The sequence below is a fragment of the Flagellimonas ulvae genome (assembly GCF_049333175.1).
Lineage (GTDB): Bacteria > Bacteroidota > Bacteroidia > Flavobacteriales > Flavobacteriaceae > Flagellimonas.
This window is the reverse complement of sequence record NZ_CP186325.1, coordinates 3178322-3192339: the sequence shown is the minus strand read 5'-3', so window position 1 is coordinate 3192339 and position 14018 is coordinate 3178322. Positions and strand designations below refer to the sequence as shown.

The following is a 14018-nucleotide window of genomic DNA, read 5'->3' as shown; positions in this document are numbered from 1 at the left end:
TATGTTTTTATTTTAAAAAAATTATAAGCTGTCCAGATACTTTTTCAATTCCTTCAGGTAAATATCATAAGACTTTGTTCCGTACAATTTACCAAGGGTTCTTACCCCCATATACCCTGACATTACAAAATTGGCCACTTGTTTTGAATTGACATCCTTATTCATCTCGCCTCTTTCTACACCTAAATCGACAACCTCTTCAATTTTTGACAAAACCTCGTCCGTTAAATTGGTAATCGCCTTGCTGAACCGTTGATTAATCGGCGCCATTTCCTCAATGATATTAACCGCTGGGCATCCGTATCTTGTATCAAAATTGGGGTCTTCCAAGAGAATGTATCTCATCATTTTAATAATTACTCTCTTTGAGGTATCGCCGTCTTTTAAGGGTTCTATAAAGGACTTTCTCATTCCAGGCAACATCACTTCATTAATCATCGCCAGTCCCATTTCTTCTTTGTTCTTGAAATGGTAGAAAAAGGATCCCTTTGTCACTGTGGTAAAGTGTATAATATCATCAACACTTGTAGCTTGATATCCTTTTTGATACGAAAGTTCAAACGCTTTTTGAAGTATGTTCAAACGTGTTAATTTTCCTTTATTCATAACTGACCATTTGGTATGTTTTACAAAAATACTACTTTTACCCAAAAAGAAACAAACAATATCCAAGAATTAAATGGAGGCAATGAGAAGTCCCAAAATCCTATCAAAAAATATCCCTCTTATTTGGAGCCTTGACCTACCGAAGTTCGTCATTGCAATCTTTTTTATTCAATTTATTCCTATCTGCTCCCTTGGACAACAGCCACCCCTTCCAGTTGAATTATTCGGTGGCAACAGGGCCATGTATTACCAACACGTAATAAATAAGAATCTGTTCGGTGACAGATTCAATTTTTTCAATGTAACCTCATTTGAAGCGGAGCACGAGAACAATCAAAATAACATTTTCGTGGTCTCTAATTTATTTTCTTATAATCTAGGGAAAGGTTTTTCAGTTGGAATCGGGGGAGAAATACAGCGTCCCGGAACATTTGCCATTGTTGGTGCTCAATACGCTTATGTGTCAAAAACCGTACTTCTGGTGATATTTCCCTCAATGAATATCAATGGCGACAAGGAATACACTCATTTTACCCTATTTGAGTACAAACCCAATTTGAGCGATAAGTTGAAAGGTTATTTTCGCAGTCAATTTTTAGTGATCACAGATTTTGAAAACTATAATAGGGGCTACCAGCAACTTAGGCTAGGACTTCAATTAGACAATATTCAATTCGGGCTGGCCACTAACTTTGACCAATTCGACAATAGCGAAATAACCAAATCAAATTACGGTCTGTTTATTAGGGCGTTAATCTTTTAGATAGCAGGCTATGGCTTTCCTCAACGCAAAAAGGGAATACGCAAAAACGGAACTGGAGTTTATCGCTCTAATGGCTTTTTTGATGTCGAATGTAGCACTGTCAATCGATGCTATTTTACCCGCTTTGACCGACATTGGGAATACCATAGACAATCAACATCCTCCAAGTTTGCAATATATCATTTCAATGATTTTTTTAGGATTGGGGATTGGTCAGTTTGTTTTTGGAAGTTTATCGGACAGTTATGGCAGGAAACCTATCGTCTTTGTCGGGGTCGGGATATTCGCCATAGGCAGCGTCATATGCATCTACTCAAAAAACTTTGAAACAATGCTTTTCGGTAGAGTGCTCCAGGGTATTGGATTGGCGGCACCGAAAACGGTAAGTATTTCCATAGTGAGGGATGTTTACAGTGGAGATAACATGGCAAGGATAATTTCCTTTATTACAATCATATTTGTTATAGTACCAATGATAGCTCCAATTATAGGTCAGGTGATTTTGCTCAATTTTGATTGGCAGGCCATTTTCTATTTTCAATTGCTTTTTGTTTTAACAACGACTACTTGGTTTTACTTCCGACAAAAAGAGACATTACCGAAGACCAAAAGAAAACGTTTTAACACCGCTAACTATGTTAACAGCTTCTTTGAATTTGTGAGCAGCAGAAATGCTATTTTATGCACCCTAATATCAGCTCTTATGGAGGGGGCCTTTATTGCTTATTTAAGCAACTCCAAACATATATTTCAAAATCAATATGGGCTTATAGATGAGTTTCCCTACATCTTTGGTGGAATCTCTTTGGCGCTCGGAATCGCCACTTTTTTCAATGGTTCGTTGGTTCTTAAATATGGCATGAAGAACTTAATCCATTTAGCTCTAGTGGTTTTTATTGCTTCATCTTCTATCTTTTTATGGCTTTTTTGGGGCGATTACAATCCTTCTATTTCATTTGTACTGATGTTCTTAATCATTCAATTCTTTTCCTTTGGTTTTATTTTCGGTAATGTCAGCGCACTGGCAATGGAAAAGATAGGCCATATTGCAGGCGTTGGTGCTTCGCTATTTACTTTTACCTCTACCATTCTTGGGGTAACTATAGCTATGTGCATTGGTCAATTTATGGCAAGTACACTTTTCCCGATTGCAATTGGTTTTTTGGTTTGTGGAATTCTTAGTCTATTTTTTCTAAAGATGACTTGAAGGTTATTTGTGATTTAAGTGTCTCCTAGCTTAGTTTTTATATGAAAATTGTATTGTCTCTGGATTTATACATCCTATCCAATTCTGATTTCAATATTGATATTTGATTGGTTCTAGTTTGACACCGATAAAAAAGTTGGAATTTTCACTTGAATATGGACTTGACTTTGCTATAAATTTCATTGTAGTTTTTTTCTATTTCGGATGCTGAAATAGGCTGTGAACTTGGAAGGTACTTTTCTATTTTGGAAAGTTTAAACCTTACTTTCTTATCGTTCCCATCGGCAAACGTGATAAACTCACCTTGTTTCAATCTGAAAAAGACATCAGCACGCCTTTTTGAAACCTCTCTCTCGCCTTTAGTAATGCGCGTATCGGTTTTAAAGATATTGGCAGCCTTGCTTACACTTCTTGTTGGGCTTTTGATGATTTCAAAAAAACGTTCATAGTATTTGGCCGTGTCCGGGTCGTTTACTTTTCCAAAAAACTGATAGGACAGGTTGCTCAAAATTGCTTTGCTTGCTTTGTCACCATACATCATATCGTTTTGGATTTTGTCCTGCATTACATAAATAGTGGCAATGTCATAGCTTCTCAGTGTTGCGGGAATGCGGTGCATATTAAGTAGACGAATTGTAGGTGCTTCTTCCATCAATAAAAACGATGGATTGGAATTACGCACGCTCATCTGTTTGGTAATGGTGTGAATTATGGTAGCGATTATGGGTGAATAAGATGTCTCGAATTTGGGATTGTTCACTACCGATATCACCGCCGGATTTTCTCGATTATTTATATTCAATGGTACCTCATCTGCGGACAATGCCATAAAAATACGTTGGGTGCTGATGCGTTTCAGCGCATTGGCCAGGGTACTTTTTACACCTGCGGTCTGCCGTTCAGAATCCTTTCCGCTAATAAATGCATCGGCCATTGCCCTTGATGTGGTGTTGGTCTCCAAAAACTGGACCAGGCTATCAGTATCAAGCATTTGGTATATAGCAATCAAATGTGGTAGTGTGCAGAACTGTGGATAATCCGTTTTCAGTTTCCAAATCAAACCGCCAATCAAACCTTCTGCGGCATCGTTAAAGAATTTAGTTGTTCCGGTAGTTCCCGATTCTCGTTGTTCCAAAAGGTTTTCAATAAGTACCCTTGAAACTTCGTTGACACTTTCTTCATTCTCTAAGTACTTTGGTGCAATGGGATTGACCCTGTGGATAATCCTGTCAAAAGAGATGACCTTCATAGGGATGTTGCTATCCTTGAAAAGCGGATATGCCATTTCAGTTAATTCAAAATCTTTGTAGTCATGTATGATACCGCAAAAACCGTTTTCACTAAAGTGCTTTAGAAATCCATATACCACACTTTCGGTCTTCCCACTTCCTGCAGATCCTATGACGGATGTACCACGCTTTATGTTATCAATTTTTAAGTTTCCCGATTTCGTCGGAAACTTTACCTGATATTTCTTATCTGTTTTACCAGTAGGTTCATTATCGTAAAAAGCATAGAAAAATATTACAGATGACAGGATAGGCACTACTACATAAATCACTATTTCTACCAATGACCAATTCATATCCCAATAGAGCTTGATTTAACTGCAATTTCTGCGCCTTTTCGCAACTGTTTAATAACTTTAAGTGCTAGTTGTACTTTACTTGTTGGGATGTTAGGCATCAATGGCACACCTGATTTACCCATCATCTTAAAGGCTAAGGCTTTTTCATTGGCTGGCAATTTTATCAAAGCTGCAAAGTAAAGTTTCGGGTTCTTCACAAAATCCTTCTTTGCTTTGTAGGTTTCAGCATAGTTACGTTTGTAACCAAAGGTCTTGTCAAAAGTCTTTTCTGCACGCTCAAAAAATTGGTCACGGTCAAAACCACGTTTTACCTTTTTACCGTGCATCTCTACTTCAGAGGCTTTGTGTTTGTTTCCTGGGGAAAGACTGAAGGAATTGGATGCATTCTTTCGGCTGACGATAATATGAATGTGGCTTTGGTTTCCAGGTTTCTTCATTCCCTGGACAATACGCTTTCCGTTTTGCTGATGTGGTGCTTCGCGTTCCAGTTTGGCAATTTTTAGCTTTAACCTATCGATATTTCCCTTTGCTTCGCATTGTTGAATTTTCCAGACTTCTTGTTTTAACTCAAGAATCTTTGCAGCAAAAGGTTGGTTTTCCCGTACCTGAAAATCTGTACCTTTAAAAGTCCGTTGGTGTTCAATTTTGGCGAAGTATTTAATGTCATCTACCGTAACAGGTCGTCCATTGATTTCCCGATTGAAACTTGCCGCATAATCCTTCATCAGTTCTCGTGTATATCGTTTTAAATCTTCGCTACTACTTTCGAGTTTTCGCAATTCATATTTTGAAGGACTGACCGTGATGGAATAGAATTTTGGTTCTTTCTTTTTGAGTTTTGCCGTATTTCCATCAATTTCTTTGACCACCTCTTTAGCTGAAATCTCATCGCCATATTGATTAAAGAAATGTTCCATCTCTTCTTTTTCTAGACCCTCGTTTTCCTTTTCGAGGTAGTCCACAAAATCCGCTGAGCTCTGCGAATAATTCGTTCCTAATTTTTGTGCGGTGATAGTGATATACATAGTCCAGATTTTAAAGTTCGTTTGATTGGTTTAGCTTCTCTTTAAACTTTGTTTCATTCCGCTCTTGGGTAAACTTCTTTTCTAAAATCAGCGGTTTCTTTTTAGGCTCATCTACTTCAAAAAGAGATTGCAACATCGCTACCGTAGGCTTGGTCTGCGTTTTTTCCACATCTCGCATAATAGCAATCACCGCATTGATGCGCTTCAATAATTTGGCCTCTATGGTACGTCCGGTAGGCCCTAAATTTTCCTTGGGTGAAATCTCGTTGTAGAAGAAAAAATCGAGAATAGCTTCCATCGCTTGGGTGTGCGTCTTAAAGTGCATCTTCGAAAATTCCTGAAATCGTTTGGCGGTTTTCCGTTTGAACCGGATAGTGATGAATGAGTCCATTTTCTTTCGCTTTTTTGAAGATTTGACGTAAATCCATCCCTATTTTCAGGCGTTTTGAGGGCATTTGACGTAAATCATGGAAAATCTAAAATCCGGATGATTTTTATACACCTAAAAACCAACGATTTACGGCAGAAATGGAATACCTAACACCGCGCAGCGTGTTACCCTCTTGCTATTCCATTTCGTCCCGCGAGCGGGACGAAAATTCCATACCATTCAGCTAAAAAGCTGATTGCATTTTTTGGGAATTTCAACAATTACAAAGCCTAAAACATGGATGGATATAGCTACCAGCGAAAGTCAAAAAATAGGATAGCTATATAAATTTTGTTGCCGTATTTCAGCAAAATAAAGATACGTTTTTTTCTTGGTTCTGATGGCCTATCAAAAAAGGAAAACACCCCTGAATAGTCAAGGGTGTATTGTTCAAGTCAAGAAACTCTCAATATTCACTCGGTAACATTAATGTATTATTTACAAAGAACAATCGTAGTTCATCTAGTGGAAAATCGGTCGCGTTGTAACGGTGTGTTTCCAAAACATTGTTGTTGCCATCGCTGTAAATGATTTCAGCCTCATAACCTGTGTAGTCTTGTTTGTCCTCGGACAACCTTTGAAAATCGATGGTGATAAACTTGCTCCGGTTCATTAGACTTTTCGCTATTACCGAAGCATCCGTAATAAGCCAAAAGCATTCGACAACTTCGGACAGGTATTTCAAACCATCGGTGAATCTTGTTCTCAATAGTGGTATTTGGTAAAACACTTCTGTTCCCGTGAAGTGCTGTAAATTCTCATTTATTTCATTAACTTGAGCTTTCATTGTTCAATAATTTTAAGTTTGGATAATGAAAAGAGGGCGCGTCTTTTCAACAGGCACGCCCTCTTTCTTTTGATTACTTGTTATCCTTTGAACCCATCAATAGGATTTCACCTGCGACCACCTCGGTAACATAGCGTTGGTTGCCATCGTCAGTGGCGTAGGTTCTTGTTTTTAGCTTTCCGGCAATACCCACTTCCTTTCCTTTCACCACATACTGTTCGACAATTTCAGCAGTCTTGCCCCAGGCAACAATAGTATGCCAATTAGTGTCCATTTGTTTCTCGCCTTTGCTGTCTTTGTAGTTCTCATTTGTGGCTACAGAAAATCGGGCAACTTTCTTCCCGCTTTCAAGGTTCGTAATGATTGGGTCCTGCCCAACGTTTCCAATCAATTGCACGTGATTTTTAATCATACTCATAACTAAAGATTTAAAGATTACTGTTATCCCTTTTCCATTCAATCATAATTAAATTTTAAGGGGTGTTTGTTTGATTTCTTCCGTGCAGGGCACCAATGGGTGAAGTGGGTTTTGTCAAGACTTTTAGTGGAAAATCAGGTGTGTCTGCGACGTAGTAAATTCCTTGGAATTTCAAGGAAGTAGATACCTTATTTTTCACGGAAACTCGTCATGGTCTTGACAAGTTCCATAAGGGCATTAGCAATTCTTTTAAAGCCGGTTGCGATCTGAGCGTACCGACAGTTAAGCGAGGTAAGCGGCTGGGTTTAATTTAGAATTGGTTATGCACGTCCCGTTTTTCGATGACCCGAAAAACAGCAAAGGCTTCAGCCATTATAAACCCCTTAAAATGTGTAAGACAGCGGTTTGGTTTTTAGGGATTTTTGAGGAAGGACTCAGGAAGTCCTTGCCGTAAATACCGTTAAGAAAACCAAGGCGATGTCTTTCCGTTGAAAAAGCGGACTAAATCTCCAATTTTAGCTAGGGAATGAAGCGTTCCTTCCCGGCCTAAGCGGGAAGGGTTGGCGGAATGGAAAGCTAAAATTGTGGATTGTGTCCAAGAATATTTGAGTGAAGCTCTTTTCCCGGAATGAAGAGTAACGGAATGTAGGGGAATGTGCTGAGCCTATTGAACGGTTTTGTATAATAATCTAGTGCGGATTTTTTCAATAGAAAGTAAATCAAAACTTTAGATTTCTCTCAGTTCTTTGTTCACATTAGTTTTTTTCATTTTCTCTATAAAAAGCCTGATTCCCTTCAAGTTGGTGTTCTTAGGCTTAAATGAATAAAATAGTTTTTGTTCTATCTTTTTAGAAGACTTAACTGGTGTCTTAATCAAATTTTTGTTTAACCCTTCTCCACACAAATGTTTAGGTACTATACTAAATCCACTATTTGTTTTTAAAGTTTCTATTATGTCAAAATAAGACGGCAAAATATATCTTGGGACTATTCTAGGATTAGTATTGAATCTAGAATGCCAGAACCTTTTTATATCATTTTGGTTATTGTCATAAGTAAACCAAGTTTGCTTTTGTATCCATTTGATAAATTCCTGCTCACTTTTTTCAATATTTTTTGGAATCTCAATGTTTCCTGAACATATTAATTCTAGTGATTCATTTTTTATATATGTGAATTGATGGTCGTAAACGTTATGTTTTTTTACTCCTACCAATAATTGGATTTTGTCCATTTCAAGAGCTTCTATCAAGTCTTTTTCAGTTCCAAAATGGGTAACGATGTACATATCAAAAGAGTAAATTTTATTGATTAGTTCTTTTTTAAAAAAGTCCATAGTACAACCAATTGTAATAGCATGTCGTTCTTTTCTTGCCCTTTGACCAGAATAATATTCTACTTTTTCTAATTCCTGTAATGGATTATTAATTTGTGTATATAAAAACTTACCGTATTCGGTAGGCGCTAATTTTCGGGTCGTTCTTTCAAATAGCTTTTTTCCAATATGGCTTTCTAGTGCAGATAAATGTTTGCTAACTCCAGGTTGAGTCATATTCAACTTCTTTGAAGCTTCCGTAATATTGTTGCATTCATATATAGCACTAAAAGTCCTCAGCCATTCTAAGTTAATCATAATTTTTATTATTAATAAGCAAACAAAAATAATTAAAGTTATCAATAAGATAGATTTACTTTTGTCAAAAAACATAAAGAACATGACTCAAACACTAGTAATAAGTTACACTCCAAGAAATGGCTCTTACACAAAAGTTTTATTTGATGAATTTGTAAAACTCGCTGACAAAAAAACAAAAATTAAACACTTAGATTTGGTAAAGACTCCACCAGATTTGTTGCTTCAAGAAAATCTGAATTTAATTATGCAATGGAATATGGGGAAAAGAGACTTTTCAGAAAAAGAACTTTCAATTTTATCTAATCATCACAAGCTTACGGAAGATGTTTTAAATGCAGACAACATTGTATTGGCTTTCCCAATTTATAATTTTACCATGCCTGCTACTGTAAAAGCTTGGGTAGATGCTATAGTGGTTAGTGAAAAAACATTTTCCTTCAATCCCGAAACTGGTTTTACAGGTCTTTGTATTGATAAAAAAGCTTTAACAATTATGGTAAGTGGATTCGCTTACAATAATTCTGATGATATTAAAGAATACGCTTCACTAACCACAAAACAAAATTTTGATTTTATGGGAATATCTTCAGAACAGATTTTAGCTTTTGGTTTAGACCAAAATAAAGCCCAATTAAATTCAATTCTTGAGAGTGCTAAATTTGAAATAAAAACTTTGGTTGACAGATGGTTTCCAAATTAATGTTTATCCACCAATGATCAGGTCAGTATTTGTTCTAATTTAGCTTAAAAAGACTTAGTTCTTAATTAGGTGGTATGTTCGTACTTTTTATTCAGCATGATAGATATTGTGAAATATTTCTGCTAACTTTTTAGGGTCTTCTTTCCAAGCTTTAAACATTCCAAGTCCAATATCCTCCGGGATTATATCCAATTCTTCATTCTCTACTTTGTCTAGAATTACTTTGGCTACATTATCAGGTGATGGCATATCCCAATCGCTTCCTTTATTCATATCTGTATCTATTGCACCTGGATTTACTGCGTGAACGGTAACACCTTTTTTAGCTAGTTCAATTCGCACAGAATAGGTGGCAGAAAGAAGTGCAGCTTTTGAAGCTGAATAGCCTGCTATTGACGGCAAAGGGGAATATGCAACAATTGATGTGATATTTATCATTCTTGAAGGCGAATTACTTTCCAAAACTGATGAAAAAGATTTCATCATTCCTAAAGTTCCATAATAGTTAACATTCATATCTTTTTTTATATCGGCAATTTCTCCCTTTAGAATAGAGCCAGCACTTAATACGCCTGCATTGTTAATGAGAACCTCTGTGTCTGATGCCTGTTTTAATACTTGTTCGATTTGGTAGTCATTGGTTACATCAAGTTCGAGAATAACAACCCTTGTATCCTCAAATTTTGGCATTTTACTTAAATCTCGACAAGTGGCGTAAACTTTTTTAGCTCCTTTATTTAATGATTCTTTGACCAATGATTTCCCTATTCCTCTGTTAGCACCTGTAACAAGGATAACTTTGTCTTTTAACGTTTGCATAATTTTATTTTAATGTATTATGCAAAACTAAATTGAAGATATACTGGGTAAAACCCATTTCTTGCTCTCTTACTATCTACTATTTTGGGATGCCTCCCAACCAATTATGGCGGTTTTTCGAGTAGTACCCCACATATAACCTCCAAACACTCCTGTTGATTGAATTACTCTGTGGCAAGGAACTAAAAAAGCTATAGGGTTTTTTCCAATTGCAGTACCAACTGCTCTTGAAGCATTTGGCTTTTTGATAGATTTAGCAATATTGCTGTAAGTGGCTAAATTTCCCGTTGGGATTTTTAAAAGAGCTTCCCAGACTTTTAACTGAAAATCCGTTCCTTTTAGGTGCAATTTTATTTTGTTGATTTTGCTCCAATCTTGTGTGTAAATCTGTAGCACATTTTGTTGAATTTCGTCCGTTTGCTGAATAAAATTGGCTTTTGGAAAACGTTTTTGCAACGCTGAAAATGCAATTTCTATATTGTCAGAAAAGCCCATATAACAGATACCTTTCCGGGTTGAAGCAACTAAAACCCTACCAAACCTACTCTGTGTGAAGCTATAATTTATGGTTAGGTTTTCGCCTTTGTTTTTGTATTCACCTGGTGTCATCCCCTCGATTTTTACGAATAAATCGTGTAATCTACCAGTTCCTGAAAGTCCTGTTTTGTAAGCGGTATCAAATAATGTAGATTGCGGATTGTTTAGGATTTTTTTTGCGTGTTGAACACTAATAAATTGTAAGAATTTTTTAGGACTAACACCTGCCCAATCGGTAAAAAGTCTTTGAAAATGAAAAGGACTTAAATTAACATGTTCCGCAATTTCATCCAAATTTGGTTGGTCCTTGAAGTTTTTTTGAATGTATTCGATAGCTTCTGCTATTCGAGTATAATTGATATATTCTTGATTATTCATAAAAATCAGATTTTAAAACAGTAAAAATAGAATTGATTCTACTCCAATAAAACCCGAAACTTGCTGTATGCACGGACTTTTTTTATATGACGAACAACGTATTATATCTGTAAGAGATATTAATACTATCCTATTGCGTAACCATTGACTACCGTTCTTTCCTTTTTATTAGAAGTTGAAGTGGACTTAATCCATAATTTTGGCTTGGGAACAAAGTGTTCCTTCCTGACCCTAGCGGGAGGGATTAACAGAATTGAAAGCTGAAATTGTGGATTGTGTCCTAGATTATTTGAGTGAAGTTCATTTCCCGAAGTGAAATGCAACGAAATGTTTGGGAATGTGCTGAGTGGTTTACAAATTAAGTAATATCAGCAAGTAAGAAATATAAATTCAATTCATTTAATATCAAATCATTTAAATCTTAATTGTGAAAAGAAAACATCAAAATGTTGTACCTATGTTGTACCTGGGCATAAAAAAAGCCGAGATTTTTATCTCAGCTTTTTTGTACCTCGGGTGGGAATCGAACCCACACTCCCGAAAGAACCGGATTTTGAATCCGGCGCGTCTACCAATTCCGCCACCGAGGCCTCTATTTAAAATCTGGATTTTGAATCCAGCGCGTCTACCAATTCCGCCACCAAGGCTTAAAAAAAGGCTCCCGTTAAAATTGGGACTGCAAAGCTAAAAAATACTTTGTATCCGCAAAACTAAAATTTCACATTTATCCTTTAGCAAGCCGAATAAATTTTTAAATTTGCACCTCTTTAAAAAAAGATAGTTTTAAAAAACTAGACAACAATAGTTTACAATGGCGTATCAAGTTCCAGAACCCAAAATTTTTGCCTGCACCCAAAGTACGGTTTTGGCTGAAAAAATAGCAAAGTCCTATGGTGCTGATTTGGGTAACATACGCTTTTCCCGATATAGCGATGGGGAATTCCAACCGTCTTTTGAAGAATCCATTCGAGGTGCTAGGATTTTCATTATTGGCTCCACTAATCCAGGTCCGCAGAATCTTATGGAAATGTTGTTGATGTTGGATGCGGCCAAAAGAGCTTCGGCAAGGCATATTACCGCGGTAATGCCCTATTTTGGATGGGCTCGACAAGACCGAAAGGACAAACCTCGGGTACCAATTGCCGCAAAACTTGTGGCCAAAATGTTAGAGACAGCAGGGGCAACCCGTATCATAACCATGGATTTGCATGCAGACCAAATTCAAGGATTCTTTGAAAAACCAGTAGACCATTTGTTTGCTTCTACTTTGTTTTTACCCTATCTAAAGGAATTGAATCTTGATAACCTATGCATTGCGTCACCAGATATGGGAGGTTCCAAAAGGGCCTATGCATATTCAAGAGCTTTGGAAAGTGATGTGGTTATTTGTTACAAGCAGCGCGCCAAAGCCAATGTAATCTCTCACATGGAACTGATTGGTGATGTGACCAATAAAAATGTGGTTTTAGTAGATGATTTAGTGGATACGGCAGGCACTTTAACCAAGGCTGCAGACTTAATGATGGAAAGAGGGGCGAAAAGTGTCAGAGCAATCACAACCCATGGTTTGTTATCTGGCGACGCTTTTGAAAAAATAGAAAACTCGCAATTAACAGAACTTATTGTAACAGACTCTATCCCTGTTGGAACATCACATAACAAAGTAAAGGTGTTGAGCTGTGCTGATTTGTTTGCGGATGTAATGCATCGTGTACACCATAACACGTCAATTTCGTCCAAATTTTTAATGTAAATTTTTAATTCAATATAATGAAGTCAATTACTATCAAAGGATCCCAAAGAGAAAGCGTGGGCAAGGTATCTACCAAAGCCTTACGTAATGCTGGAAAGGTCCCTTGCGTGCTGTACGGAGGGGAAAAACCATTGCACTTTTCAGCAGATGAACTGGCGTTCAGACATTTAGTGTACACCCCCAATGCCCATACAGCTGTAATTGAGCTGGAAGATGGCACCAAGTTGGAAGCGGTTTTGCAGGATATTCAGTTCCACCCAGTGACCGACAAAATCCTTCATATCGATTTTTATCAGTTATTCAAGGACAAACCTGTTACCATGAATATCCCTGTACGTTTGGAAGGAAATTCTCCTGGGGTACGAAATGGTGGTCGTCTTCTTTTCAGAAAACGCAAGCTTTCTATCAAGGCGTTGCCAGATTTACTTCCCGATTTTGTTACGGTTGATATCTCCAAACTCAAAATTGGTGGTACTATTCCAGTGGAAACTCTACTGAACGATGATTATACCATTCTTCACCCTGATAGCACCGCGGTTGTTCAGGTTAAAGCCTCTAGAACATCTGTTGCTGATGAAGAAGAGGAGGATGAAGAAGCAGAAGGTGAAACAACTGAAGGTGGAGAAACTGCTGCTCCAGAAGCAGCTGCCGCTGAATAGTTTCATTTCAAAATACATAGAAGCATCCCCTGATGATTACATTAGCGGGATGCTTTTCATTTTGTGATAGACAATATATTAAATGTGGAACCTCATACAAAATCTGTTAGGCTTCAATTCGCCAATACTTGAAGAAAAAGAAACCATGAAAAAATTCTTAATCGTTGGACTTGGAAATATTGGTTCTGAATATGAAGAAACACGTCATAATATTGGTTTTAAAATTCTAGATTATCTGGCACAACAGCAAGAGTTTTCATTTGAGACCGCCAAACTTGGTGAAATTGGAACCTTTAAGCATAAGGGGAAAAGTGTGCTTTGCCTAAAACCATCCACCTACATGAATTTAAGCGGAAAAGCTGTAAAGTACTGGATGGAAAAGGAGAAGATTCCTTTAGACAATGTTTTGATTGTCACAGATGACATTAATCTTCCTTTTGGAACACTGCGTCTAAAAACTAAAGGGAGTGATGGTGGTCATAATGGTTTGAAGAATATTCAGGACCTTTTGCAAACTGCTCAATATCCCCGATTTCGATTTGGGATAAGTGCTAATTTTGGCAAAGGGAGACAAATAGAATATGTTTTGGGAAAATGGAACGAAGAAGAACGGACCATTTTACAAGAACGGCTGGAAAAATCTTGTGAACTCGTTAAATCCTTCATTTTTGCTGGTGCAAAAAACACCATGAACCAATACAACGGAACCTAA

Annotated in this window: 15 protein-coding genes and 1 tRNA gene; 6 read left to right on the top strand and 10 right to left on the bottom strand. The window is 37.1% G+C overall.

From position 1 onward, the window contains the following. Positions 1–21: 21 nt before the first annotated feature. Entirely contained in the window at positions 22–606 is a 585-nt protein-coding gene (locus ACOKFD_RS14730) for a TetR/AcrR family transcriptional regulator (protein WP_422858602.1), read from the bottom strand. Positions 607–688: 82 nt separating this feature from the next. On the opposite strand from ACOKFD_RS14730, the gene ACOKFD_RS14725 reads away from it, so the two are divergent. Together ACOKFD_RS14725 and ACOKFD_RS14720 are read left to right on the top strand one after the other, a co-directional pair. After that, entirely contained in the window at positions 689–1369 is a 681-nt protein-coding gene (locus tag ACOKFD_RS14725; protein WP_422858601.1) for a hypothetical protein, read from the top strand. A gap of 10 nt (positions 1370–1379) precedes the next feature. Beyond that, positions 1380–2576 (top strand): multidrug effflux MFS transporter, encoded by a 1197-nt coding sequence (locus ACOKFD_RS14720; protein ID WP_422858600.1) that lies wholly within the window; start codon positions 1380–1382, stop codon positions 2574–2576. 145 nt (positions 2577–2721) lie between these two features. On the opposite strand, the gene ACOKFD_RS14715 is transcribed toward ACOKFD_RS14720, so the two are convergent. From ACOKFD_RS14715 to ACOKFD_RS14690, 6 genes are all read right to left on the bottom strand, one after another. Beyond that, the gene (locus ACOKFD_RS14715) at positions 2722–4161 is read right to left on the bottom strand and encodes a type IV secretory system conjugative DNA transfer family protein (protein ID WP_422858599.1); all 1440 of its coding nucleotides are present in this window, start codon (positions 4159–4161) and stop codon (positions 2722–2724) included. Further along, entirely contained in the window at positions 4158–5189 is a 1032-nt protein-coding gene (gene mobB, locus ACOKFD_RS14710) for a MobB family relaxase (RefSeq protein ID WP_422858598.1), read from the bottom strand. The genes ACOKFD_RS14715 and mobB overlap by 4 nt, the downstream gene beginning before the upstream one ends. Before the next feature lie 10 nt (positions 5190–5199). Next, entirely contained in the window at positions 5200–5580 is a 381-nt protein-coding gene (locus ACOKFD_RS14705) for a BfmA/BtgA family mobilization protein (protein WP_422858597.1), read from the bottom strand. Between the two features lie 445 nt (positions 5581–6025). After that, complete coding sequence (locus tag ACOKFD_RS14700; protein WP_422858596.1) at positions 6026–6406, bottom strand: DUF6876 family protein; 381 nt, start codon at positions 6404–6406, stop codon at positions 6026–6028. Positions 6407–6479: 73 nt separating this feature from the next. Further along, complete coding sequence (locus ACOKFD_RS14695) at positions 6480–6824, bottom strand: single-stranded DNA-binding protein (RefSeq protein WP_422858595.1); 345 nt, start codon at positions 6822–6824, stop codon at positions 6480–6482. A 727-nt stretch (positions 6825–7551) separates the two neighbouring features. Continuing rightward, complete coding sequence (locus ACOKFD_RS14690; RefSeq protein ID WP_422858594.1) at positions 7552–8457, bottom strand: LysR family transcriptional regulator; 906 nt, start codon at positions 8455–8457, stop codon at positions 7552–7554. An 82-nt stretch (positions 8458–8539) separates the two neighbouring features. Here ACOKFD_RS14690 and ACOKFD_RS14685 point away from each other — a divergent pair, with 82 nt between their 5' ends. Further along, on the top strand, positions 8540–9160 hold the full coding sequence (locus tag ACOKFD_RS14685) for an NAD(P)H-dependent oxidoreductase (RefSeq protein WP_422858593.1): 621 nt from the start codon (positions 8540–8542) through the stop codon (positions 9158–9160). An 87-nt stretch (positions 9161–9247) separates the two neighbouring features. On the opposite strand, the gene ACOKFD_RS14680 is transcribed toward ACOKFD_RS14685, so the two are convergent. The 3 genes from ACOKFD_RS14680 to ACOKFD_RS14670 all read right to left on the bottom strand — a co-directional run bounded on the left by ACOKFD_RS14680 (position 9248) and on the right by ACOKFD_RS14670 (position 11484). Next, positions 9248–9979: an SDR family NAD(P)-dependent oxidoreductase gene (locus ACOKFD_RS14680; protein WP_422858592.1), complete on the bottom strand. Its 732-nt coding sequence runs from the start codon at positions 9977–9979 to the stop codon at positions 9248–9250. 72 nt (positions 9980–10051) lie between these two features. Beyond that, on the bottom strand, positions 10052–10894 hold the full coding sequence (locus ACOKFD_RS14675) for a bifunctional helix-turn-helix domain-containing protein/methylated-DNA--[protein]-cysteine S-methyltransferase (protein WP_422858591.1): 843 nt from the start codon (positions 10892–10894) through the stop codon (positions 10052–10054). Positions 10895–11402: 508 nt separating this feature from the next. Beyond that, positions 11403–11484 (bottom strand) — tRNA-Leu (locus ACOKFD_RS14670). A gap of 221 nt (positions 11485–11705) precedes the next feature. On the opposite strand from ACOKFD_RS14670, the gene ACOKFD_RS14665 reads away from it, so the two are divergent. The 3 genes from ACOKFD_RS14665 to pth all read left to right on the top strand — a co-directional run bounded on the left by ACOKFD_RS14665 (position 11706) and on the right by pth (position 14018). Beyond that, positions 11706–12647 carry a ribose-phosphate pyrophosphokinase gene (locus ACOKFD_RS14665; RefSeq protein WP_298995157.1) on the top strand — a complete coding sequence of 314 codons (942 nt, stop codon included), beginning with the start codon at positions 11706–11708 and terminating at the stop codon, positions 12645–12647. A 17-nt stretch (positions 12648–12664) separates the two neighbouring features. Then, entirely contained in the window at positions 12665–13306 is a 642-nt protein-coding gene (locus ACOKFD_RS14660; RefSeq protein WP_422858590.1) for a 50S ribosomal protein L25/general stress protein Ctc, read from the top strand. 82 nt (positions 13307–13388) lie between these two features. After that, positions 13389–14018, top strand: a complete 630-nt coding sequence (pth, locus tag ACOKFD_RS14655) for an aminoacyl-tRNA hydrolase (RefSeq protein WP_422858589.1) — start codon at positions 13389–13391, stop codon at positions 14016–14018.